The following is a 23,254-nucleotide window of genomic DNA, read 5'->3' on the forward strand; positions in this document are numbered from 1 at the left end:
GCGCGATTGCCGAGAAACGACATGGATCTAGTTGCCGCATTAACGGGGTACGGGCAAGCGACCCGTCATATCCAGATCGATACCGCGATGCCGGACGCATTCGTCGTAGAGCGCTTTCACGGTCGTGAAGGGATCAGCGAATCGTTCCGGTTCGAGATCGACGTGCTGTCGAGCGAGCCGTTTCTCGATCTCGCGCCGCTGATCGGCAGCGCCGTGCGGCTGCGTCTCGCGACGGCGGCGGGCGAACGATGCTGGAACGGCTACGTCACGCATGCCGCTTATGCGGAGAGCGACGGCGAGTTCACGCGCTATCGGCTCACGATGGAATCGTGGCTCGCGCTGCTGAAGCTGCGCCGCAATTGCCTCTATTTCGTCGACCTCGATGCCGCGGGGATCTGCGAGCGTGTGTTCGGCGACTATCCGGAAGCGCACTGGCGCTATGAACTCGTCGAGCCGCTGCGATCGTTTCGCTTGCGCGGCCAGTATCGCGAAACCGATCTCGATTTCGTGTCGCGGCAGTTGTCCGAGGCCGGGTTGTCGTTTCGCATCGAGCACGGACAGGACGCGGGGAAGGCGCCGTCGGGCGACCATACCGTCGTTGTGTTCGACCGCCATGCGCGGCTGCCCGACGGCAGCGCCATCGCATTCAATGCGCAGGACGTCGGCGACCCGGACGGCGTGATGACGCAATTCTCCGATCGGCGTCAGCTGGTGCCGGATCGCGTGGTGGCGACGAGCTGGAAAGCCAGCGAACTTCATGCGCTTGCCGGCCATGCGCAACAGCCCGCCGATGCCGACGCGCCGTTGCTGCCGGTGCGGGAGATCTACGACGGCCAGCGCGCAGGCCGCTTCGACACGAGCGGCGATGCGCAGCGTTACGCCGAACAGCGTCTCGACGCGCTGCAGCTCGCGAAACGGGTCTACCGTGGCGGCGGGTCGTCGCGCACGCTCGAGACCGGCAAGGTCCATACGCTGAACGACTATCTGGGCGGCACCGTGCGATTCGTACCGCTGTCGATCGAGCACGAAGCCGTCAACAACCTCGGCGCGCAGATCGGCCAGCTGTTCGGACGCGGCGAGCTCGACAAGGGGCTGTATCGCAACCGCTTCGTCGCGGTGCCGGAGGGCACGCCGATCGTGCCGCCGTTCCGCGACCGGCCGACGGTGTACGGGGTGCAGACTGCGATCGTCGTCGGCGAGCCGGGTGGGCGCGTCAGCAGCACGCGCGATCACCAGGTCCGCATCCAGTTTCCGTGGATGCGCGGTGTCGCGCCGCTGCCGGGCGGGTTGACGGATACGGCAAGCCGGTCCAATCCGACCGGCCACGCGCCGGGCGATCACCGTTCGGGCATTCTGGTTCGCGTCGCCGAACAGGCGGCCGGGCCGAATTTCGGTCATGCGTTTGTACCGCGCGTGGGGGCGGAAGTGGTGGTCGGCTTCGAGTCGGGCAACATCGATGCGCCGGTCGTGCTCGGCCAGGTGTACGGCGGGCGTGTGCGTCCGCCGTTCTCCGCGGGCGAAGGCAGCGACGCGAATCATTCGGGAACACTGACGGGCCTGCAGACGCAAACCCTCGATGGGCAACCCGGCAGTCGCTGGGTGATGGACGACGCGGCCGGACAACTGCGTCACGAGCTGAGCAATTCGACTGCCGACACGCGCCTCGCGCAGGGCTATCTGATCGACCAGCAGGGGACGATGCGCGGCGCCTATCGCGGTGAAGGCTTCGAACTGGCGACGCAGGGATGGGGTGTCGTGCGGGCCGGCGCGGGCGTGCTGATGTCGAGTACCGCGCGCCGGCTCGGCGCGTCGACGCAGATGGATGTCGCCGAGCGCGTGGAGCAATTGAAGGACGCGGCGAAAACGGCGCAGGAACTCGACACGGCGGCGACCGGTGCGGAGGCGGCCGGCCTGAGCGCGAACAAGGCGCAGACTGATTTCCTCAAGGCGATCGATCCTGCGCAGGACGGCAAGTACGCGGGCAGCGTGGGTGGTCAGAGCGCGACCAAGCCGACCGGGACGCAGCGCGACGGCGGCGATCCCGTCGAGCGATTTGCGACGCCCGTGGTGCTGATGGAGTCGCCGGAGAACATCGTGGTGACGACGCCGGAGAGTGCGGTGTCGTATGCGGCGCAGCACGTTCATCTGACGTCGCAAGGCGATGCGCATGTGGGCGCCGGTGCCACCGTGGCCGCGGCGACGGGCGATGCGATGAGCTTGTACAGCGTGGCGGGCGGGCTCAAGGCAATCGCGGGCGAAGGGCCGGTGAGCGTCGAGGCGCATGCGTCGACGATGGAGATTCTCGCGGACCAGACCGTGCGCGTGACGTCGACCGACGAGCGCGTCGACGTGCTCGCGCAGGACGCGATCGTGCTGCAGCAGGGGCCGAACCGGATCACGTTGAAGGGTGGCGATATCGTCGTCGAGACGCCGGGGCAATTCGCGGTGAAGGCGGGCGGGCATCCGTTCCCGGGGCCGCGGGCGACGAGCGTGAAGCTGCCGGCGCTGCCGGTGTTGCCGCAAGGCGATCCGTGCGACTTTCTCGTGCAGGCGCTGGCGGCGAGTTCGATCGTCGGTGCGACGCTACCGACAGCGAGCGGTGCCATGGGCGCGGCGCAGGCATTTTCCCGTGCGCCCGGTCAACCGCTGCCCGCGCCTTCCGCGGCTGCACCCACGGCGGCGGAGAGGGGATCCGGTCCCTCTCTCGGTTATTCGACGCCACCACCCGTGTCCAGTGAGCTGGAGGGCATGCCGAAAAAAGGCGCGGCTGCGCACAGTGGACCGTGCAACCTTCACGTCCCCGCGATCAAGAAGGAAGAGCATACCGTCAGTATGGGGTCCGCCGACTATTATGAGACGGATGAGAGTGGCAATCCGAAGTTGAAGAATGGGCAACTCAACTGGCTTCAATATGCGGCATCGACCGGGACGTACGATATCGGCTATGCACCTGCGACGGCGACGTTGACGGCAACCGTCCGTATCAAGGTTCATCTGAAGGATCAATACTGGATCAACCAGGGGCGCGTCCATATGGATCCGGCGACGGGCAAGCCGTTTTCGGTGCCGTACAACAGCGATGGCATACGGCAAGGCTTGATCATCAGGGTAGTGGACCGACCCGGTGGTCTTGCTGCCGTGTCGGGCTTCAAGAAGCGCATCGAGGAAGGACTGAACCGGGGGAATTACTCGATGCAGCCGAAGGCGTGTCCGCTCGGCAAGGCATGTACATGCAAGGTCAAGGTGAAACTTGAAGTCGAACTCGTTCAAAACGGGAGATGCCATGCCGAGATCAATCTTTTTCCCAAGGTGACGCGAGCGAACTCGGAGAATTGGGGGGAAGTGCAAGTCGAGTGGAACCCGCAGCAGCAACGGTTTGTCCCGGTATCGACCCAGAATGCGATCGCGCATGAGAGCGGGCACTTGTTCGGCTGGCCGGATGAGTACTTTGTTGACGGCGGCGCCGTGTTCGGGAAGTACATCAACTCGCGACATCTGGTCGACGTGACGATGGCACAGCTCGACGACAACTGGCAGCGCTCCACCGAAACGAACTTGATGGGCCGCGGAATGTACACGCAAAAGCCGGAAATTCCGAAGTACTACATGTACGGCTTCCGTGACTGGTTCAACGAAAAGACCGGAATTGACTGGGAAGTGCTGAAATGAAGCGCTTTTTTCTCGTTGTTGTGATGTCGATGATTTCTTTCGGAGTGTTGGACATGGCGCTTGCGCAAGATCGCCCGGATTATTTCGAGATTCGTAGTGGACAGGGGCAGATGAATCCGTCGCCGTCGATGGTCTTCACGGCCGATGGCCACACGGTGTCGTATTTTTCGCGGGGCCGGGATATCGACCCGATGCCGCCATCGAGTTACTTTGGAATCGGAAAATATACGGCGAGTCTCACAGGAACCTATCGCCAGCATGTCGACCTGGTGAAGGCGACGTTGAGCAGCAGGGCGATTCCCCAGATCCATGCAATCAACAAGGGGGCCGTGCTCGTCTATTCGTTTGACAAGGGCGGCCACCATTACGAGGGCACGTACAACTACCAGTTCGACGATCAATTCAACGACAAGCTGTCGGTACTTTACGATCTTGCCCATGATTTGCTGGCGCGCGGCACCCCGGAAATCAATCTGCATCCGACATTATCGGTGCGGCCCGCGCAAGAGCATCTTGTGATCGAGGTAACGTTCTCGAACGATGGCAAGCAGGACGTGACGGTCGATGGTCCGGATCATTGGTCGGCGGATTTGGCGCGTCCCGATTTGCAATATGTGCAGATCGGTGGCGGCAGCGACAATGTGGAATTCGACGTCAGGCTCGTCAGCAAATATCTGAGCGACACGTCCCGCCGTTACCGCCGCGAAATCGTCGTCAAGCCGGGCCAGCCCGAGCGGGTGGAATTCGTGGTGCCGTACTCTGCGCTGACCTTTACCGATCATTCGGCGATGCGGCGCGTCGATGCCGGCAACTATATTTTCGTCGGCACGGTGAACCTCGACATTCTTCGTCCGAAGGAAATGGACGGGCGGTTCTTTACGCCGATGGACCGGCTGGAAAACGTGAAACTGACGGGAAAGTGACCCTGACGTGGCGCAGGCCACACGCATCGTCGTCGGGCACTGTCGATTCGCTCCGACTCGAATCGCATGCCGGTCGAACTCGAATTCAGGCGGTGAAGGCGGCACGGGGCGCGCATCGATGGAATGGACATTTGGACAAGCAATCTTGCGATCCCGAGTCGGCAATATGCCGAGGTCGGGCAAAGCAACGGCGCGGGAGCGGCGTGATGCGGATTGACGTTTCCCCGTGTGCGGAGCCGATCGGGATATGGACATCATGCCGGCGGCGAAATATACGGGCATCGAAAAAATACATGGCAGAACTGATTTGAGAAATCGCCCAGCGAACCCCGAGCCAAACATCATGTCGACCCAATCCGATCTCATCCAGGCATTCTTCCGCGGCTGGTCGCAGCACGACCGGTTTCTGTGGCTGACCACGCCGCTCGGCGCGGACAAGCTTGTCGCCGAGAGCCTGCAAGGATGGGAGTCGCTCGATCGCGGCGGCTTCCGGTTTCAGCTCACCGCGCTGACCGAGCGGCCCGACCTGCCGCTCGACAAACTGATCGGCGCGTCGGTCCTCATCGAATGGCAGGTCGCGGACGGGCAGGACGCACGACGCCCGTTCCACGGCCATGTGACGGCCGCGGAACGCGTCGGCTACAACGGCGGGCTCGCGCGTGTGCGGCTCGTCGTCGAACCGTGGCTCGCGCTGCTGCATCAGCGCGTCGACAGCTACAACTTCGTGAACGCGAGCGTGGTCGAGATCAGCGAGCAGATCTTTGCGCACTATGCGCGTGGCGCGATCGCGCCGGCATGGCGCTGGGCGCTGGCCGACCCGGCGAAATATGCGAACCGCAGCCTGACCGCACAGGCCGGCGAATCGGATTTCGCGTTTCTCGAACGACTGTGGGCGGAAGAGGGCATCTTCTACTGGTTCGAACACCAGGGCGACGCGCACTCGACTGACCTGGGCAAACACACGCTCGTGCTGGCCGATACGAACCAGCGTTTCGCCCCGGCTGAACCCGAAGTCATCGGCTTCCATCAGACGAGCGACGGCGACCCGCGCGGTGGCATTCGGCAATTCATGAATGCGCGCCGCTGGCGCATCGGCAGCATCGCACGCGCAAGCTGGGATCACCGAAGCCTGTCGACCCGTCCGTCCAGTGTGCGTGCGAGCGGTGCGGTCGCGCCGGGCGAGGATCGCGATGTCGCAGGCCCGTACGCGTTCCAGACCGCCGCGATCGGCGACCAGCGCGCGCAGCAGCAACTCGACGCGCAGCGTGTGCCGGCGCTGCAAACCGAAGGCAGCGGCACGCGTCGCGATTTGCGGCCCGGGCTGCGTTTCGCGATGTCGCGGCATCCGTCACTCGATCCATCGCGCGCGTTCGTGTGCCTGCGCGTCGAGCACGACGCGCGTGCGAACGTGAGCGCCGATGTGCACGGCGCGATCGCGCAACGGCTCGGCGCGATTCCGCCGGGACTCGATATCGCGCCCGGCGAGCCGGGCGGCGCGCAGGCGCTGCACGCGGCATTCGACGCCACGACGCACGCCGGCGGCGCGCTGGTAGACGGCGACGAGGTGTACCGGAACCGCTTCGCCGCGCTGCCGTTCGACCAGGCTTACCGGCCGTTGGCGCCGAGCGGGCATGGCGCACGCGTGCATCCGGTCGCGGTGATGCCGGGCGCCCAGACGAGCATCGTGGTCGGCGCGGGCGATCCGGTTCATACCGAACGCGATCACCGGATCCGGATCCAGCATCATGCGCAGCGCGGGCAGAATTCCGCGAGTCGCGACGAACATCCGCGCGCGGCGAACGCGCCGGCCGATCGTGGCGCGGGCACCTGGACGCGCATGGTGACATCGATCGGCGGCGACAACTGGGGCGGGGTGAGCGTGCCGCGCGTCGGTCAGGAAGTCTGGACCGAATGGCTAGAAGGCCAGCCCGACCGGCCGGTCGCTGTCGCCGCGCTGTACAACGGGCAAGGCAACGCGGACGCGCAGCACAATGCGCTGGCGGGCGGCCCGAGCGGCAGCACGGCCAATGCGGCGGCCTGGTTTGCCGGCAACGACCACGCAGCCGTGCTGACCGGGTTCAAGACGCAGGACCTGAATGCGAGTCAGACCGGCGCGGGTGGCTCGCGACAATTCATGCTTGACGATACGGCTGGGCAGTCGAGTGCGCGCCTTTATACGACCGATCACGGCAGCGGCCTGACGCTCGGGCACATCAAGCAGGTGCAGGACAACCGGCGTCTGGCCGATCGCGGCTACGGCGCCGAACTGTCGACGCAGGCAGCCGCCGCGCTGCGCGCCGGCGCCGGCTTGTTGATCAGCACGGCGCCCGGCGTGAACCAGATGGACGCGAGTGCAGCGAGCCAGGTGCTCGCGCAGCAACGCGAGATGCTGCAGGGGCTCGCGAAATTCGCGCGCAAGCAGGGTGCGGAGCCGGGCGCGAGCACGGCGCAGCCCGATGGTGTCGCGTCTGTCGGCGACACGACATCGCCGCTCGTGGCGATCGAGGGCCTGCAGCAAAGCCAGGTGTCGCTCGGCGCAACGCGCGAAGGCAGTGGCGCGGGCGGTGCGGTTGCGTGGCAGCATCCGCATCTCGTCGCGCACGGCGCGGCCGGCGTCGCCGCGCTGACGGCGCAAAGCCACGTGTGGACGTCGGGCACGCAAACCGTACTGAGCGCCGGACGCGACGTGCAGGTCACGGTCCAGGGCAAGTCGAGCATCGTCGCGAAGGAAGGCATTGCGCTGTACACGCACGGCACCCCGGGCGGCAGCCGTCCCGTGCCGGCCGCCGGGATCGCGCTTCATGCTGCGACGGGCGCCGTCACCGTGCAGGCGCAGAACGGCGGCACGCTCGACGCCAGTGCGCAGCGTGCGGTGACTGTATCGAGCGCGAAGGCAAGTGTCGCGCTGCAGTCGCCGAAGCGGCTGCTGCTGACGGCGGCCAACGCGTTCCTGAAGATGGAAGGCAACGACATCGTGATCGGCGCGCCGGGCAAAGCGACGTTCCATGCGGCCCAGCACACGCTGACTGGCCCGCGATCCGCGAACGTCCAGTTGCCGTCGATGAACAAGCCCGCATGTGTCGAATGCATGCGGGATCTCGCGCATCGCCACGAAGCGATCGCCACGCGCGGGTGACGACGATGACTGCGCTGCTCCAGACATGGGAAACGACGGCGGCCGCCGAGCATGCAGCGTTTCCGGATGCCCATCGCTACCTGTTGGCCGATGCGTCGCAGTTGCCGATCAACGCGGCGCCCTGGCGCGAGTTGATTGCGGCGGGACAGGTTCACAACGTGCTGGCTGGCCAGCCCGAGGCGAGCAATCCGGAGGTCTGTGCGCTGGTGTGCGACTATCGTGCACCGCACGTGCCGGCGTTGCTCGAACGGCAGCTCGCGCGGCGGCCGTTCGCGTTTCTGTCGCTGGTCAGCGTCTATCCGCTCGATGAACTCGTGCCGAAACTCGGCGTCAGGACGCGCGTGACGCTGCCCGACGATCGCGACGGACTGCTGCGGTTCTACGACGCGGCGGTGTTTCAGACACTGGCGGGCGCGCTGTCCGAGTCGCGTTATCAGGCGCTGTTGTCGCCGTGCGTGTCATGGACCTGGGTGCGTCGCGATGGCACCGTCGGTACGGTGCGACATCCGCGCCGGCACGAACGAATCTTCTACGCATGCGTGGATGCACGCGAGCTCGACGCTTTGCGGCGCGGCAGCCGGCCGGACGCCGTGCTCGCCGAATTGCGACGCAACGGCCGGATCCCCGTCGACGCGGATCCGTTCGATACTTACGCGCGCATGCGTCGTCTGATCGGCGTGCTGGATGCGCAGGGATTGGGTGACGACCGCCTTGCCTACCGGATCGGTGCGACACTGGCGATGGTCGGCCACGTGGAGCTCGACGATGAGCGCGTCGTTGCCGAGTGCATTGCTGCGTATCGGCATGATCACGACGCGTTGTGCGACGCATTGCTCGATCGCCTGATCGAGATCGATGCCGCGAATGCCGAGACGAAACAGGAGGCGCGGCAATGAACGCGGCCGCCCTGTTTTCGTTCCGCGGCCGGGCCGGGCGCATCGAGTGGTGGGGCGTGACCGTGCCGTGGCTGATTGCGGGCTCCGTGTTGGACGTGCTCGCCGACCTGCCTGCAGCGCAACGTATCGCGACGTTCGTCGATGTCGTCGGCTGGGCATTCGCGATCGTGATGATCTGGATGCTCGTCGCGGTGTCGGTGCGGCGCTGGCACGACATCGGCAAGTCCGGATGGTGGACGCTTCTTCATGCGACCCCGGTCGGAGGCGCGTTCATCACCATTGCGATGAACGGGTTTTATCGCGGGGACGACGCGCGCAACCGCTTCGGTCCGCCATCGCCGGATGCAGGCAACAACGACGCAAGTTTGTGAGGGTATCGATGAAATTCAGAGCAGGGATGCACGTTGTGGCGCTGGTCGGGCTTGGCGTGCTTGCCGCATGCAGCAAGCACGGTGTCGACGTATCGGCGGAGCCGCATAACGTGTGCGTCACCGGGTACAACGAGTACGGGCGCAAGCTCCACGAATTCTGGCTCGACAACGAGCACAAGTCGGGATGCTTCGGCAATCCGTCGGCGCGCGAGGACGGCGAGGCATTCGGCGGCGGCGGCGGCTTTGCCTGTGGTTGCAAGGTAACGCCGGGACAGAAGGTGAAGCTGTTCTGGGAATTTGCGCAGCCGCTGGACGACATTCAGCGCGGCATCCAGCCCGAGCGCAAGACGATCGACGTGACCATTCCACAGCCGCAATCGCCGACGTCGCGCTATCTGCGTGTGTATTTCCGCAAGAACGGCACGGCCGAGCTGCAGTGGGTCGACGACATGAACGCGCCTGAACTCAAGCCGACGCAGGAGAAGTAAGTGCCATGGCCGAAATCAATCTGAAGAAGGACGCCGTCTCCGCAGAGACGGACCGCGTCAAGGCGGAGGCCGAGCAAATGTGTCCCGCATGCGAACACATGCTGTGGGTCAGCTTCTATTTCGACGGATTCGGCTTCGGCGAGAAGGACGGTCCGCGAACCAATATCCTGAAGCTGTTCAACGCCGCGTACGACAAGAAGAACAAGAACATGCGGCGCTTCTACTATCCGGGACTCGGCGCGAATTTCGACCCAGAGGCCGGTGTGCTGCGCGAGGTCCTGAAGGACAAGGCGACGGATACGGTCAGCGAGAAAGCCGGCGACAAGCTCAAGGAGCAGACGGTCGACAAGGTCAAGGAAAAGGCGCAGAAGGCCGCCGAGGACGCGTGGAAGCAGAGTGGAAAGATCAGTGATCCTACGTTCGGAAAGCGCGTGAGCGACACGTTCGACACGCTGGTCGGCAAGACGAAAGACGGCTTGGGCGACGCGCGCAAGCGGATCGAGCGCGCGATCGAGCGGCCCGGGTCGGAAAAGAATCGTGCGCTGCGCTATCTGCGGCACGAATGGAAGGGCTTCTGGCGCGACGTCGTCAAGTATCCATACCGGATTCCGAAAACCGTGCTGAAGGAGGTCGGCAAGGAATCGCTGGGCGCGGCGGCCGAGTCGTTCCAGCTCACGCGCGATACGAAGCTGGGCGCCGCGCTATTCAATACGGGCGTGGATACGCGCCTGAAGGCGGCGGTAGAGGATTTCAAGGCGGCGGTGGCCGGCGCGAAGCAGGCCGGCACGGTGAACAAGATCCATGTCGCGATCTTCGGCTACGACATGGGCGGCGGCCTTGCGCTCGCCTTTGCCAGGCAATTGCTCGACGAGGTGGCCAAGGGGGGGAAATACGATGGCGTTTCGGTCAAGATCAAGTTCATGGGGCTGTTCGATTGCGTGACGAACCGCTTCGACGACAACCTGCTGACGGGCTACATCCCGCTGAGCAACGCGGTGTCGTCGGATCTGATCCTGTCGCCGGACATCGAGAAATGCGTGCACTACGCGGCCGCCCACGAACTGCGCGTGTACAAGCCGCTGACGATGCTCGGCGTCGACCCGTCCGACATGCGCGGTCGGCGGCAGGAGCGCCTGTTTCCCGGTGCGCAGGTGGACGTGGGCGGCGGCGCGATCGAAGGCGAGGACGGCATTTCCGACAAGCTGGCGCGCGTGCCGCTCGAGATGATGTACCACCGCGCGTACGGCGCCGGCATTCCGATGCCCAGCCTGACCGCGCTGGCCAACGAGGACGGTGCGCTGTATCAGCAGATCGTCGCGCCGCCCGAGATCCAGAATTTCCAGCTCGACTACCGGCTGGCAGTCAAGAAGCTCGTGGCGACGACACGCGAGATTCCGCCGCTCACGCCGCTGGGCACAGGTATCGGCTATCCGTCGGCGACGCTCAAGCCGTCGATCGGGCCGCTCGATTTCCTCAATCCGAAGCCCGTGCCTGACATGACGGACGGTTGCCGCGTGCCCGATCCGGCGCCGCCGCGCCCGATCGTCGTGACCGATCTGCCGAAGGACATCCAGGGCGAACTCAAGGGCCACATGGTCGTGTATATCCAGTGGCTGCGCATGTGGTACGACCAGGCCGAGAATCGCGCGGCCGCGGCGCAGCGCAAGCCGGGCTGGCTCGGCGGCGCGGCCAATCCGCTAGCGTACGGACGTTACGAGAAGCTGGTGCGCGAGATCGATTTCCAGAAGCAGCACGGTACGCGCCCGGGATATGGGTTCGATGGCAAGCAGGCAATGAAGCAGCTCGGCGGCGAGTTGCCACCATCGATATTCAACACCGATCCGCAGGCGCAGGCGCTGTTCTGGCTCTGGAACAATCCGGGCGAGCGCCTGCCCCAGGTGGAGGCGATGTATCCGCTGTTCGTGAAGCACGTGCACGACAGCATGGCCGAGAGCGATGTCGAGGCGGTGTGGAGCCACCTCGTGTCGATCAAGAACTACCTGAACACGAGGGCGATGCAGAAAATCGCGACCGCACCCGACAAGTCGTTCCTGGACCGCGTCGCAGACATGTATCAGTCGCTGGTATCGACCGTATCGGCACCGTCCGGCACGACGGCCGTTCGATAGGCCCGATCGTCCGGTAGTCCGCCGCTCGCCGACGCCGGCTGCCTACAGGCAGCCGGGCCCGCGCGTTACTTCGAGATGTACCACAGCGCATCCGCGCTGACACGCGACGGCTGCGCGGCCGCGGCCGGTGCTTGGGCCGGCGCGGGCGGCGGCGTGTTCGACGTGATGGCCGTCGGCAGCGTGGCCGGAACATTCGCGGTCGACGGCGACGCCGTCGCGGTGCCCGACGTCGACGGCGTATTCACGTACCACAGCGCATCGGCCGAGGCCGTGCGTTTCGCGGCCGTATTGGCTGCCGCGTTCGTCGTCGTATTCGCCGCCGTACCGGCCGACTTCTTCGATGCCGATGCCGATGCGCCGGCTGTCGCCGCACCCGCCGTTCCGGCCTGCGCGGTCATGCCCGCGGCTGCCGCGCCGCGCTGCGCGCGCGCTTCGAACGGCCCGAGCTGGAAGATTAACGTTTGCGCGGGACGCGTCACGACGGCATACGGAAACTGCAGCTCCCACGACATCAGCACGCGCCCGGCCGACGTCTCGGTGAAGATCGCCGGCACGTGCTTCATGTCGCTGAACTGCACGTAGATTCGCGCGCCGTCGTCGAACACCTGGGTCGGCTTGGCCTGGTCGGCGCCGGTGACCGTCCAGCCGAAGTTGTACGTGCCGGCCGGACCGGCGGGGCCGCCCTGCGGCGGGGGCGGCGGGGCCGGCGATACGGTGCGCGCACGCGTGACGGGCGGCGCCGACACGCTCAGGCTCGCGAACGGGTTGTATGTCTGCGCCTGTTGCGGCGGCGTAAAGGACGGTGGCAGGATGGGCATGGGAGTATCCGGCGAATCCGGCATGGTCCGGATTGCATCATAGACCTTGCGCGCATACGCGAGGCGCTTGTCGGGCGACGCGGAGTTGTACGCGCCGATCGCGTTCCAGTTGGGGCCGAGCTGGCGGATGTTCTGTGACAGGATCCACGCGCCGACGTACGCGTTCGTGCACGCATCGAACAGGCTTTCCCGCGTGATGCCTTCGCGCGCGAGCGTCGGCAGCCACGTGCTGTTGATCTGCATCAGCCCGATGTCGACCGTGCCGTTGGTATTCGTGTTCACCGCGTTCGGATTCATCCCCGATTCGACTTGCGCGATGCCGCGCATCAGGCTGACGCTCACGTGCTGGAACGCGGCCGCGTCGTCCAGGCAATCGGCCCGCGCGACGCCGCAGAGCGCGCACGACAGCGCGATCGTCGAGACGAGGGTCAGCGTGTCGCGGCTGAGCGGGCGAGTAGTATGACGCGGCATGGCAGGTTGGGGCGGAATCCGGCCGCCCGGTGCAAGGAAATTACGCAGACGCGAAGTGTGCCATAGCGGGCGGGCAAATGGCTCGCGTCAAACTTTCCTTTGCATTTGCCGGCGCGTTCGCCGCGCATTTTTATCGCGCCGGATCACGGCCCGCGGCGATGCGTGATCGGTAAAAACGGCCGGCATTTGCGCAAATGCCGTTGCAATGGTGGCGTCCCAAACCTGACGTATTGCGTCACTCGCGCGATGAAACTGGAGATCGAGCGAGCGAAAGGGAAAATCGCTTGTCGGCCGTTCACCGAAGCGAAAGAAAGCGACAAAAAATTGGCGGCCGAAGCCGCCGTCTGCGAAATCCGAAGTCGACCGGCCGCGCGGCGCGCGGTCAGCCATTTCCCGGTATCGCGATGCGCGATCAGAAGCGGTGACGCAGGCCGAGGTTGACCATCGTCTGCGAGCTCGTGCCCGCATAGCCGTACGAACCGATCGACGCCTGCGCGGCCATCGAGCCGCCCTTGCCGTCGCCGGTCTGGCCGCTGGCGTGCTGGTACGCGGCGGTCAGGTAGACGTCGGTGCGCTTCGACAGGCTGTAGTCGGCGCCGGCCGAGACCTGGTGATAGGTTGCCGACGTGTCGCCGCCCGAGCGCGTGTAGCTGTAACCGACGCCGACGAGCAGCGCATTCGTCGCCTGGTAGTTCACGAAGCCTTGCCCCGTGTTGTAGTGCTCGTTCGAGCCGAACACCGAGCTGGCGTCGCGGCGGTACTGCGCGTTGCTGTAGCCGACGCCGAACGTGAACGGGCCGGCGACGTACTGGCCCGCGATGCGGCCGATGCCAATCGAGTGCGCGCTCGCGTAGCCGTTGTTGATCGGGCCGTCGAACGTGCCGTCCGACGAGCTGGTCCAGCCGGTGCGCAGGCCGCCCGACGCGGGGCTGTTGGTCGCGTGGAAGTAGCCGCCGGCGACGCTGAACGGCCCGTTGTTGTACGACACGGCGGCCGAGTACGACTGCGCGGCGCCGGTGCTGCCGGCGATGCCGCCGAACGAATACATCGCCGAGAACTGCAGGCCCGAATAGACGGCCGACGTGTACTTCACCGCGTTGTCGACGCGGAAGCTGTTGTCGTAGTTGTCGACGTCGCCCGGCGTCGCGAACACGCTGCCCAGATAGTTGTCGGCGGTGATGCCCTGCACGAGATCGACGAGCGGGTCGTACTGGCGGCCGAACGTGAGCGTGCCGTAGCGGTCGCTCGTCAGGCCGACGAACGCTTGCCGGCCGAACAGGCGGCCGCCCTGACCCTGCCGGCCGCTGCTCGGATCGAAGCCGTTCTCCAGCTGGAACAGCGCCTTCAGCCCGCCGCCGAGATCCTCGGTGCCTTTCACGCCCCAGCGGCTGCCGGCGAGGTTGCCCGCGCTGCTGTTGCCGAGCATCCACGCGTTGTCCTTGCCTTGTTCATGGTTCACATAGGTGATCGACGTGTCGATCACGCCGTACAGCGTGACACTCGACTGCGCATGCGCGACGGGCATCGCCGCGAACGACGCGAGCGAAATCAGCGAGAGGGTCGTGCGTTTCATGTCATCTCCTTGGCGCATTGGTGTGGGTTCGTGATCCGGAATGGCAGGAGACTACAGAGCCGCACTAAAACGGCAAAAATGAAATTCTTCGTTGTGGTCTGATGCAGACAGGGACGTTCCTGGAAATTCACCATTGAGGGATTTGCACTATTGATAGACGCGTATCAATGGGTTGTCATTCCATCGGTTTTTCATTGCATTTTGCGTGTGCCGTGATAATTCGGCGTGATTGTCGGGCGATTTACCGCAATCCCAATATTGTTATCGATCCGTCAAATTACTATTTAACGAATCGAATTGGCCCGGCCGGAGCGAATGTGATAACCGAACGGGCGGTTCGCATCCGGCGGCGGTATCGCGGTATCGCGGTTGCGCCAGGCGTCGCGGCGTCGGCGTCACCCTCGTGCCGAAACCGGGTCGCTATCTCACTTTTGTATATAATAATCATTCTCATTTACAAAGTGGTTGATGCTCGCGCACCCCGGAACCCGGCCATGTCCGCTGACAAGCTGTCCCTCCATCGAGAAATCGACGCCCTCTATGCCGACCACCACGCGTGGTTGCGCGGCTGGCTGAGCCGCAAGCTCGGGTGCGCGCACCGCGCCGCCGACCTCGCGCATGACACGTTCGTACGCTTGCTCGCGCGCGACGAGCCGATCGGCGCCGACGAGCCGCGCGCGTTCCTGACGACCGTCGCGCAGCGGGTGCTGAGCAACCACTGGCGGCGCGAGCAGATCGAGCGCGCGTATCTCGACGTGCTCGCGCAGCGCCCGGAAGCAGTGGCGCCGTCGCCGGAAGAGCGGGCCGTCGTCGTCGAGACGCTGCTCGAGATCGACCGGCTGCTCGACGGCGTGCCGCTCGCGGCGAAGCGCGCGTTCCTGCTCGCGCAGCTCGACGGGCTCACGCAGGCCGAGATCGCGCGCGAACTCGGCGTATCGCTCGCGACGGTGAAGCGCTATCTCGTGAAGGCCGGCACGCAGTGCTTTTTCGCGATGGCGGCCTGACCGATGGCCGCCCCGGGAGCGCCGGCGGTGCCGCCGCACGTTGCACGTCGCGCGGTCGAATGGTGGGTCGACCGGCAATCCGGCCGTACCGACGACGCATTCGTCGCCGCGCTCGCGCGCTGGCGCGCGGAAGATCCGGCGCACGACGCGGCGTGGCGTCACATCGAAGCGATGCAGGGCCGGTTCGGCCGGCTGGCGGCCGGGCTCGATACGCAGGCCGCGCACGCGGCGCTGTTGCCGAAGCGGGCAGGCCGCCGCGCGGCCGCGAAGGCGCTGGCCGTGCTGCTGTTCGCGGGCGGCGCCGCATGGATGGCCGAACCCGCGCGGCGCGCGGCGATCTGGCCGGCCGACCTGCGCACGGCGGTCGGCGAGCGGCGCACGGTGACGCTCGCGGATCGCACGGTCGTCGTGCTCGATACCGACACGGCGCTCGACGTGCGCTTCGACGATGCGGCGCGCCGCCTGCGCCTGCTGCGCGGCACGATCATGGTGACCAGCGGCCACGACGATCGTCTGCCCGCGCGGCCGCTCGTCGTCGTGACCGCGCAAGGCGAGCTGCGGCCGCTCGGCACGCGCTTCGCGGTGCGGCAGCGCGACGGCGCGACGCGCGTCGAGGTGTTCGCCGGCGCCGTCCAGGTGCGGCCGGTCGATGCGTCGGCCGGCATGCGCGTGATCGCGGCCGGGGAGGGCGCGGATTTCACGCGCGATGCGATCGACGCGCCGGCGCCGCTCGATCCGTATGCAGCCGCATGGACGAACGGCATGCTCGTCGCGTCGCGCATGCGGCTGGCCGATCTCGTCGCCGAGCTCGACCGCCATCGCCGCGGCAGCCTGCGCTGCGATCCGGCCGTGGCCGAGCTGCGCGTGTCGGGCACCTATCCGCTCGACGAGCCGCAGCGCGTGCTCGATACGCTGGCGGCGACGCTGCCGATCGACGTCCACTACCTGACGCGTTACTGGGCGACCGTCGTGCCGGCCCGTTCGTGAGCGCGCCGGAAAATTTTTTCGCCGACCTGAGCTGTTTCTCGATGTTCGCGTGACATGGGTCATGAAAGCAGCCTAGGGCCTGTTCACGCTAATAACGGGCTTGCGAACGTGCCTTTCCGCCCGCAGTGCAAGGAATAAGGAGCGCCGTGTGGCCGTGCCAAACAAGCGACGCACGACGCCGCAATGTGGGCGGAAAGGCACGTTCCCCTGTTTGGAAAAATGCATTCGTGGGGCCAGCGCAAGCCCGTTATTAGCGTGAACAGGCCCTAGCCCATCGTCCACCGACTCTCCGATCATGGCTTCCATCCGTCTCACGTATCGGCGCCGTCCGGCGCCCGCCCGTCATCTGCCGCGCGCGTCGCGCCCGGCCGCGCCGGGCCGTCTTGCCCGCCGGCTCGCCGGCGCGGTCCTGCTGTCGGCACTGCTGCCGCTGCCCGCGCTGGCCGACACCGACGCCGATGCGGCGCCCGCGGCGCAGCGCGCGTCGCGCCGCGCGTTCGACATTCCGGCCGGCCCGCTCGAAGCGGCGCTGAACCGGTTCGGCCGCGACGCGGGCATCCTGCTCGCGTTTCCGGCCGAGCTGACGGCGGGCCTGACGAGCGGCGGCGTGCACGGCCGGTTCGACGTCGACGGCGCGTTCGATCGCCTGCTGGCCGGCACGGGGCTCGTCGCGCTGCGCCAACCGGGCGGCGGCTACACGCTGATGCGCGCCGACGGTTCGGCGGCCGGGCCTGTCGCGGCCGGCGCCGCGCCGGCCGCCGAGTTGCCGACGATCAACGTGCGCTCCAGCGCATTGCGCGCCGAAAGCTATCGCGCGCCGAAGGAGGCCGGCGTACTGCGCTCGGACATTCCGCTGCTCGACACCGCGCAGGCCGTCAACATCGTGCCCGCGCAGGTGCTGCGCGACCAGCGGCCGCGCAATCTCGACGACGCGCTCGGCAACGTGAGCGGCATCACGCAGGGCAACACGCTCGCGGGCACGCAGGACACGATCATGAAACGCGGCTTCGGCGGCAACCGCGACGGCTCGATCATGCAGAACGGCATGCCGCTCGTGCAGGGCCGCGCGTTCAACGCGGCGACCGACAGCGTCGAGGTGCTGAAGGGACCGACGTCGCTGCTGTACGGGCTGATGGACCCGGGCGGCGTCGTCAACGTCGTCAGCAAGCAGCCGCAGCTCACGCGCTACAACGCGATCTCGCTCGGCGCATCGACGTTCGGGCACGGCAAGAACGGCGGCAGCGCGACCTTCGACTCGACCGGGCCGGTCGGCGATTCGCGGCTCGCGTACCGGCTGATCGTCGACCAGTCGAACGAGCAGTACTGGCGCAACTTCGGCGAGTACCGGCAGACCTTCGTCGCGCCGTCGCTCGCGTGGTACGGCCGCGATACGCAGGTCGCGGTGTCGTACCAGTACCGCAAGTTCCATTCGCCGTTCGATCGCGGCACCGCGCTCGATCCGCGCACCAATGCGCCGCTCGACATTCCCGCGCGGCGGCGCATCGACGAGCCGTTCAACAACATGGACGGCGAATCGCATCTCGCGCAACTGAGCGTCGATCACCAGTTCAACGCGGACTGGAGCGCGCATGTCGGCTACAGCTACAACCGCGAGACCTACGATGCGAACCAGTTGCGCACGACCGGCGTCGATCCGGTGAAGGGCACGATGACGCGCAGCAACGATGCGACGCACGGGTCGCTCAGCACCGACAGCTACGGGATCGGCTACGTGACCGGCAAGCTGTCGCTCGCGGGGATGCGGCACGACGTGCAGGTCGGCTTCGATACCGAATACCGCCGCATCTATCGCAAGGACATGCTGCGCCAGGCCGTGAAGACGCCGTTCAGCTATGTCGACCCGGTGTACGGGTTGCTGCCGCCGTCGAGCACGGTGTCCGCGAGCGACAGCGACCAGACCGACACGCTGCACGATGCGTCCGCGTTCTTCCAGGACACCGTCCACCTGACCGACAAGTGGATCGTGTCGGGCGGCATCCGCTACATCACGTACAACCAGGTCGCGGGGCGCGGCCGGCCATTTACCGCGAACACCGATCTCAGCGGCTCGAAGTGGCTGCCGCGCGCGGGCGTCGTCTACAAGTGGACCGATTCGTTCTCGCTGTACGGCAGCTATTCGCAGTCGCTGAAGCCGTCGTCGTCGATCGCGCCGATGACGGGCTACATCATCGACGGCGCGACGCCGCCAGAGGAAGCGACCGCGTGGGAAGTGGGCGGCAAGCTCGACTTGGCCGGCGGGATGACCGGCACGCTCGCGCTGTTCAACATCGACAAGAAGAACGTGCTGGTGTCGCAGTACAACGACGCGACGAAGCTGACCGACTGGCGCACGTCGGGCAAGGCGCGCTCGCGCGGCGTCGAGCTCGACGTCTCCGGCAAGCTCGGCGAACGCGTGAACGTGATCGCGAGCTACGCGTACATCGACGCGAAGACGACCGAGGATCCGCTGTACGCGGGCAACCAGCTGTGGAACGTCGCGCGTCACACCGCGTCGTTCGCGGCGGTCTACGACTTCGGCACGGTGGCGGGCGGCGACGACCTGCGCCTCGGCGCGGACGTGCGTTACGTAGGTGCGCGCCCCGGCGATTCGGCGAACAGCTTCACGCTGCCGTCGTACGTGCTCGCCGATGCGTTCGCGACCTACGACACGCGGATCGGCAAGCAGAAGCTGTCGTTCCAGCTCAACGTGAAGAACCTGTTCAACCGCACGTACTACCCGTCGAGCGCGAACCGCTATTTCGTCGCGGTCGGCGACGCGCGCCAGGTGTCGCTGCTGACCACGCTGCAGTTCTGACCATGCAATCGCCGCGCGGCCGTGACGTCGGCGCGCGGCTTCGGAGAAGATTCAGATGAAGCTGAAGATGAAGAACGGCGCGCGCCGCCGCCTGTTGCGCGCGATCGCGGGCTCGGTGCTCGCGCTGGGCGCGGGCCTCGCCGCCGGCGTATCGGTGCCCGCATTCGCCGCCGATGCGCCGCCGGCGGTGACGCGCGTCGCGATGCTCGTGCAGCTGCACGGCCCGAACCTCAAAGTCGACGAACGCATCGGCCAGCATCTCGGCGAACGCGGCTACGCGGTGCGCCTGATCGACGAGGCGGCCACGCCCGATGCGGCGCGCGACGCCGATCTGGTCGTGATCTCGTCGACGGTCTCGTCGAAGAACGTGCGGCCCGGCTGGCGCACGCTCGACAAGCCGCTCGTGACGTGGGAAAACGACCTGCTCGACGATCTCGCGATGACGGGCAAGCGGCACGACGCGGACTTCGGCGAAACGGGCAAGGAGCGCTACCTGTGGCTCGTCAATGCACCGCATCCGATCGCGGCCGGGCTGCCGGCCGGCGCGACGAACGCGTATGGCAAGCAGGCGCCGATGAGCTGGGGCAAGCCGGGGCTCGGCGCGATCACGATCGCGACCGTGTACGGGCAGCCCGACAAGGCCGCGATCTTCGCGTACGAGAAGGGCGCGACGATGGACTACGAAACGCTCGCGCCGGCGCGCCGCGTGATGTTCTTTCTCGACAACGACACGTTCACGAACCTGTCGCCGGCCGGCGTCGCGCTGTTCGACGCGGCGGTGGACTGGGCGGCCGGGCGGCGTTGAGCCGCCATGTGTCGATCACGCGGCCGGCCGCGGCGCGCGCCGCCGCGATGCCGCCTCGATCAGTTGCGCGAGCGTTTGCGCGGGTTCCGACATCGTGCGCCGCGCGCGATGCACGAGCCCGATGTCGCGATGGAACGTGTGATGCCCGAGGTCGATCGCGCGCACGCCGGCCGGCCAGCGGCGATACACGGCGGTGTGCGGCACGATCGCGACGCCGACGCCGTGCTCGACCAGCTTGACGATCGCGTCGAGCTCGTCGAGTTCGCAGGTGTCGCGCACCGCGATGTGCATCTTGCGCAGAAAGCGGTCGACCTGGCGACCGCCGAACGACGCGCGGTCGTAGCGCACGAATGGCTCGTTCGCGAGCAGCGCGGCCCAGTCCTTGCCCTTCACGCCGCGCGGCACGATCAGCCGGAACGGTTCCTGCGCGAGCGTCGTCCAGTGCAGGTCGCTCTGCAGCGCGAACGGCGGCCGGATGATCGCGGCCATGTCGAGCTCGCCCGCGTCGACCCGGTTGACCAGCTCGATCGACAGCCCCGGGATCACGCGCGTGCGGCACGCGGGGTGCCGGCGATGGAAGTCGGCCAGCGCGGCCGGCAGCAGCGCGCTCTGCACCGACGCGATCGCGCCGATCGTCACGCGCACGGCGGCCGGCGAGCCGGGTGCGGTCGAGCTGAGGTTCTCGTACAGGCCGATCAGCGCCTGCGCCTGGTCGAGCACGTGATGGCCGCGCTCGTTGAGCCGCGCCGAGCGCCCTTGCCGGTCGAACAGCGCGAAGCCGAGCTCGGCCTCGAGGCGCTGCATCTGCGCGCTCACGGCCGCCTGCGTGAGCCCGATACGATTGCCGGCCGCGGCGAAGGTGCCTTCCCGGGCGACGGCGACGAGGGTTTTCAGTTCGCGGATCATTCATCGATTCCATTTGTGAATCGCAAAACTATATATTGATTTAATTTTTGCTCGGCCTTGTCTACCATGATGCCGTCCTCGCGCCACGCGAGCGTTTCTTCACGAGGCCATCATGAGTCTTTCCCCGTTTCACCTGGCGATTCCCGTCCACGACCTGCCGGCCGCGCGCGATTTTTACGGCCGCGTGTTCGGGCTGGAAGAGGGGCGCTCGAGTGCGCAGTGGGTCGATTTCAACTTTTACGGGCATCAGCTCGTGATTCACGAGCATCCGAAAACGGCGTCGCAGGAAGGCGCGCATACGAATGCGGTCGACGGCCACGACGTGCCGGTGCCGCATTTCGGGATCGTGCTCGACTGGGCGAGCTGGGAAGCGCTGGCCGAGCGGCTGCGCGGGTTCGGCGTGACGTTCGTGATCGAGCCGTACGTGCGGTTCCAGGGGCAGGTTGGCGAACAGGCGACGATGTTCCTGTTCGATCCGTGCGGCAATGCACTCGAATTCAAGGCGTTCCGCGACATCGGCCAGCTGTTCGCGAAGTGACTGGCCGCGGCGCCAGCGCCGATCGACATTGGGTGCGAGAATGCGGCCTTCGGCCCGGCCGCGCGCAGGTGCGGCGACCGGCGCCGCGCCGCACGGCATCCGTCCGTGCGCGCCGTTTTCCAAGGAACCCGTATGGACAGTCACATCGCGCCGGTGGCGCTGAACAAGGCCTACCGTCTCCTCAATCACGGCCCGACCGTGCTCGTGTCGGCCCGCCACGACGGCGTCGACAACGTGATGGCCGCCGCCTGGGCGTGCGCGCTCGACTTCCTGCCGCCGAAGCTGACGGTCGTGCTCGACAAATCCGCGAAGACGCGCGAGCTCGTCGAGCGCAGCGGCACGTTCGTGATCCAGGTGCCGACAGCCGCGCAACTGCAACTCACGCATGCGGTCGGCAGCCACAGCCTCGCGGAGCGGCCCGACAAGCTGCGCGAAGCGGGCGTCACGCTGTTCGACGTCGACGGTCACGACCTGCCGTTCGTCGCCGGCTGCTCGGGCTGGCTCGCATGCAGGCTGATTCCGGAGCCGCACAACCAGCAGACCTACGACCTGTTCATCGGCGAGGTGGTGGCTGCGTGGTCCGACACGCGCGTGTTCCGCGACGGCCACTGGTATTTCGAGTCGGCCGATCCCGCGCTGCGTAGCCTGCACTACATCGCGGGCGGCAATTTCTATGCGATCGGCGAATCGCTGCACGTCGATCCGGACGCGCAGTAAGCGCCGAACGACGACCTTTCCTGCCTCGGGGTGCGCGGCTTACGCGCGCTTTTTCAATTCCGCCAGCATGAGGTCGGCGAACGCCTGCGCGACACGCGGCAGTGTGCGCCCGCGCTTCGCGACGAGCGCGATCGGCCGCACGAACGCCGGATCGTCGATCGGCTTCGCGACCAGGTCGGGTTCGGCGCGCACCTCGCGGGCGGTCGCGGGCAGGATCGTCACGCCGAGGCCGCCGCGCACCATCGCGACGGCCGTCATCATGTAGGTCGGTTCGCACGCGATGTCGGGCGTGCAGCCGGCTGCTTGCAGCGCGGCATCGACGACGCTGCGCACGCTCGTGCCCTGCGCGGTGAGGACGAGCGGCACGCCGGCGACGTCGGCGGTGGCGACGCGGCGCTTGCGCGCGAGCGGATGATTTTTCGGGCACACGGCGACGAGCCGGTCGGCGCCCGCATACAGCACCTCCAGCGACGCATCGAACGTATCGCCGCCGGTCAGCCCGAGATCGGCTTCCTCATTGCGCACCAGCGCGGTGACGAGGCTCGCGACGCCGTCGCGGATCTCGAAGCCCGCGCGCGGCACGTCGCGCCGGAACGACTGGATCAGCTCCGGCAGCACGCTGGACGCGAAGGTCGGCAGGCACGCGAGCCGCACCGTGCCGCTCGTGCCTTCGCCAAGCGCGCGCGCATCGCGCAGCACGCGTTCCATGTCGTCGAGCGAGCGCTGCAACAGCGGCAGCAACTCGCGCCCGGTCTGCGTGAGCGCGACGCTGCGGCTGTTGCGGTCGAACAGGCGCGCGCCGACGATGTCCTCGAGCCGGCGGATCTGCACGGTCAGCGCCGGCTGCGACAGATGCAGCCGCGCGGCGGCGCGCGTGAAGTTGCCGGCGTGCGCGACGGTGACGAACGCGCGAATGTCGCGAAGATTCAGATCCATAACGGTTCGTGATTGCTGCGATCAAATCATTTCAATTGTGCTATCGCTGCGCCGACCTTACGCTCGTCTCCA

General features: G+C 66.6%; 18 protein-coding genes. 13 read left to right on the forward strand and 5 right to left on the reverse strand.

The features are described 5' to 3' along the window. The first annotated feature begins 21 nt into the window (after positions 1 to 21). The 7 genes from H0X90_RS06200 to H0X90_RS06230 all read left to right on the forward strand — a co-directional run bounded on the left by H0X90_RS06200 (position 22) and on the right by H0X90_RS06230 (position 11,612). Positions 22 to 3,669, forward strand: a complete 3,648-nt coding sequence (locus H0X90_RS06200; protein ID WP_196438134.1) for a type VI secretion system Vgr family protein — start codon at positions 22 to 24, stop codon at positions 3,667 to 3,669. Beyond that, positions 3,666 to 4,592, forward strand: coding sequence for a hypothetical protein (locus H0X90_RS06205; protein ID WP_048989008.1), 927 nt, complete (start codon positions 3,666 to 3,668; stop codon positions 4,590 to 4,592). Before H0X90_RS06200 ends, H0X90_RS06205 begins: the two co-directional genes overlap by 4 nt. 343 nt (positions 4,593 to 4,935) lie before the next feature. Next, positions 4,936 to 7,728 carry a type VI secretion system Vgr family protein gene (locus H0X90_RS06210; RefSeq protein WP_077191093.1) on the forward strand — a complete coding sequence of 931 codons (2,793 nt, stop codon included), beginning with the start codon at positions 4,936 to 4,938 and terminating at the stop codon, positions 7,726 to 7,728. 5 nt (positions 7,729 to 7,733) lie between these two features. Then, positions 7,734 to 8,624, forward strand: a complete 891-nt coding sequence (locus H0X90_RS06215; RefSeq protein WP_206532957.1) for a DUF4123 domain-containing protein — start codon at positions 7,734 to 7,736, stop codon at positions 8,622 to 8,624. Continuing rightward, positions 8,621 to 8,995, forward strand: coding sequence for a DUF805 domain-containing protein (locus tag H0X90_RS06220; RefSeq protein ID WP_077191092.1), 375 nt, complete (start codon positions 8,621 to 8,623; stop codon positions 8,993 to 8,995). Before H0X90_RS06215 ends, H0X90_RS06220 begins: the two co-directional genes overlap by 4 nt. A gap of 8 nt (positions 8,996 to 9,003) precedes the next feature. Continuing rightward, the gene (locus H0X90_RS06225) at positions 9,004 to 9,483 is read left to right on the forward strand and encodes a DUF3304 domain-containing protein (protein WP_077191091.1); all 480 of its coding nucleotides are present in this window, start codon (positions 9,004 to 9,006) and stop codon (positions 9,481 to 9,483) included. A gap of 5 nt (positions 9,484 to 9,488) precedes the next feature. Further along, a complete protein-coding gene (locus H0X90_RS06230; protein ID WP_077191090.1) occupies positions 9,489 to 11,612 on the forward strand; it encodes a DUF2235 domain-containing protein in 2,124 nt (707 codons plus the stop codon). A gap of 65 nt (positions 11,613 to 11,677) precedes the next feature. Here H0X90_RS06230 and H0X90_RS06235 read toward each other — a convergent pair whose 3' ends face one another. From H0X90_RS06235 to H0X90_RS06245, 3 genes are all read right to left on the reverse strand, one after another. Then, complete coding sequence (locus H0X90_RS06235; RefSeq protein ID WP_077191089.1) at positions 11,678 to 12,901, reverse strand: transglycosylase SLT domain-containing protein; 1,224 nt, start codon at positions 12,899 to 12,901, stop codon at positions 11,678 to 11,680. 87 nt (positions 12,902 to 12,988) lie between these two features. Then, positions 12,989 to 13,291 carry a hypothetical protein gene (locus H0X90_RS06240; protein ID WP_155123395.1) on the reverse strand — a complete coding sequence of 101 codons (303 nt, stop codon included), beginning with the start codon at positions 13,289 to 13,291 and terminating at the stop codon, positions 12,989 to 12,991. 22 nt (positions 13,292 to 13,313) lie between these two features. Next, complete coding sequence (locus tag H0X90_RS06245) at positions 13,314 to 14,474, reverse strand: porin (protein WP_077191087.1); 1,161 nt, start codon at positions 14,472 to 14,474, stop codon at positions 13,314 to 13,316. Positions 14,475 to 14,968: 494 nt separating this feature from the next. On the opposite strand from H0X90_RS06245, the gene H0X90_RS06250 reads away from it, so the two are divergent. From H0X90_RS06250 to H0X90_RS06265, 4 genes are all read left to right on the forward strand, one after another. Beyond that, entirely contained in the window at positions 14,969 to 15,478 is a 510-nt protein-coding gene (locus H0X90_RS06250) for a sigma-70 family RNA polymerase sigma factor (protein ID WP_077191086.1), read from the forward strand. A gap of 3 nt (positions 15,479 to 15,481) precedes the next feature. Next, a complete protein-coding gene (locus tag H0X90_RS06255) occupies positions 15,482 to 16,465 on the forward strand; it encodes a FecR domain-containing protein (RefSeq protein ID WP_077191085.1) in 984 nt (327 codons plus the stop codon). A gap of 295 nt (positions 16,466 to 16,760) precedes the next feature. Continuing rightward, positions 16,761 to 19,280, forward strand: a complete 2,520-nt coding sequence (locus H0X90_RS06260) for a TonB-dependent receptor (protein ID WP_077191084.1) — start codon at positions 16,761 to 16,763, stop codon at positions 19,278 to 19,280. Positions 19,281 to 19,335: 55 nt separating this feature from the next. Continuing rightward, positions 19,336 to 20,085 (forward strand): hypothetical protein, encoded by a 750-nt coding sequence (locus H0X90_RS06265; RefSeq protein ID WP_077191083.1) that lies wholly within the window; start codon positions 19,336 to 19,338, stop codon positions 20,083 to 20,085. Between the two features lie 15 nt (positions 20,086 to 20,100). Here the strand turns inward: H0X90_RS06265 and H0X90_RS06270 are convergent, their stop codons facing one another. After that, positions 20,101 to 20,991 carry a LysR family transcriptional regulator gene (locus H0X90_RS06270; RefSeq protein WP_077191082.1) on the reverse strand — a complete coding sequence of 297 codons (891 nt, stop codon included), beginning with the start codon at positions 20,989 to 20,991 and terminating at the stop codon, positions 20,101 to 20,103. Positions 20,992 to 21,103: 112 nt separating this feature from the next. Here H0X90_RS06270 and H0X90_RS06275 point away from each other — a divergent pair, with 112 nt between their 5' ends. Together H0X90_RS06275 and H0X90_RS06280 are read left to right on the forward strand one after the other, a co-directional pair. After that, the gene (locus H0X90_RS06275; protein ID WP_059721295.1) at positions 21,104 to 21,529 is read left to right on the forward strand and encodes a VOC family protein; all 426 of its coding nucleotides are present in this window, start codon (positions 21,104 to 21,106) and stop codon (positions 21,527 to 21,529) included. Positions 21,530 to 21,661: 132 nt separating this feature from the next. After that, on the forward strand, positions 21,662 to 22,246 hold the full coding sequence (locus H0X90_RS06280) for a flavin reductase family protein (protein WP_006481567.1): 585 nt from the start codon (positions 21,662 to 21,664) through the stop codon (positions 22,244 to 22,246). A gap of 39 nt (positions 22,247 to 22,285) precedes the next feature. Here the strand turns inward: H0X90_RS06280 and H0X90_RS06285 are convergent, their stop codons facing one another. Then, on the reverse strand, positions 22,286 to 23,182 hold the full coding sequence (locus H0X90_RS06285) for a LysR family transcriptional regulator (protein ID WP_006497545.1): 897 nt from the start codon (positions 23,180 to 23,182) through the stop codon (positions 22,286 to 22,288). Positions 23,183 to 23,254 lie beyond the last annotated feature (72 nt).

It is taken from the genome of Burkholderia sp. 9775_39 (genome assembly GCF_015712225.1).
In the GTDB taxonomy this organism is placed as follows: domain Bacteria; phylum Pseudomonadota; class Gammaproteobacteria; order Burkholderiales; family Burkholderiaceae; genus Burkholderia; species Burkholderia cenocepacia.

Excerpts from the sequence above, each read along its gene's own strand:
- H0X90_RS06285 (WP_006497545.1), bottom strand. The coding sequence starts at position 23,182 with ATGGATCTGAATCTTCGCGACATTCGCGCGTTCGTCACCGTCGCGCAC.
- H0X90_RS06265 (WP_077191083.1), top strand. The coding sequence starts at position 19,336 with ATGAAGCTGAAGATGAAGAACGGCGCGCGCCGCCGCCTGTTGCGCGCG.
- H0X90_RS06280 (WP_006481567.1), top strand. The coding sequence starts at position 21,662 with ATGGACAGTCACATCGCGCCGGTGGCGCTGAACAAGGCCTACCGTCTC.
- H0X90_RS06240 (WP_155123395.1), bottom strand. The coding sequence starts at position 13,291 with ATGGCTGACCGCGCGCCGCGCGGCCGGTCGACTTCGGATTTCGCAGAC.
- H0X90_RS06205 (WP_048989008.1), top strand. The coding sequence starts at position 3,666 with ATGAAGCGCTTTTTTCTCGTTGTTGTGATGTCGATGATTTCTTTCGGA.
- H0X90_RS06210 (WP_077191093.1), top strand. The coding sequence starts at position 4,936 with ATGTCGACCCAATCCGATCTCATCCAGGCATTCTTCCGCGGCTGGTCG.
- H0X90_RS06275 (WP_059721295.1), top strand. The coding sequence starts at position 21,104 with ATGAGTCTTTCCCCGTTTCACCTGGCGATTCCCGTCCACGACCTGCCG.
- H0X90_RS06270 (WP_077191082.1), bottom strand. The coding sequence starts at position 20,991 with ATGATCCGCGAACTGAAAACCCTCGTCGCCGTCGCCCGGGAAGGCACC.
- H0X90_RS06255 (WP_077191085.1), top strand. The coding sequence starts at position 15,482 with ATGGCCGCCCCGGGAGCGCCGGCGGTGCCGCCGCACGTTGCACGTCGC.
- H0X90_RS06220 (WP_077191092.1), top strand. The coding sequence starts at position 8,621 with ATGAACGCGGCCGCCCTGTTTTCGTTCCGCGGCCGGGCCGGGCGCATC.
- H0X90_RS06235 (WP_077191089.1), bottom strand. The coding sequence starts at position 12,901 with ATGCCGCGTCATACTACTCGCCCGCTCAGCCGCGACACGCTGACCCTC.
- H0X90_RS06245 (WP_077191087.1), bottom strand. The coding sequence starts at position 14,474 with ATGAAACGCACGACCCTCTCGCTGATTTCGCTCGCGTCGTTCGCGGCG.
- H0X90_RS06260 (WP_077191084.1), top strand. The coding sequence starts at position 16,761 with ATGGCTTCCATCCGTCTCACGTATCGGCGCCGTCCGGCGCCCGCCCGT.
- H0X90_RS06200 (WP_196438134.1), top strand. The coding sequence starts at position 22 with ATGGATCTAGTTGCCGCATTAACGGGGTACGGGCAAGCGACCCGTCAT.
- H0X90_RS06250 (WP_077191086.1), top strand. The coding sequence starts at position 14,969 with ATGTCCGCTGACAAGCTGTCCCTCCATCGAGAAATCGACGCCCTCTAT.
- H0X90_RS06215 (WP_206532957.1), top strand. The coding sequence starts at position 7,734 with ATGACTGCGCTGCTCCAGACATGGGAAACGACGGCGGCCGCCGAGCAT.
- H0X90_RS06225 (WP_077191091.1), top strand. The coding sequence starts at position 9,004 with ATGAAATTCAGAGCAGGGATGCACGTTGTGGCGCTGGTCGGGCTTGGC.
- H0X90_RS06230 (WP_077191090.1), top strand. The coding sequence starts at position 9,489 with ATGGCCGAAATCAATCTGAAGAAGGACGCCGTCTCCGCAGAGACGGAC.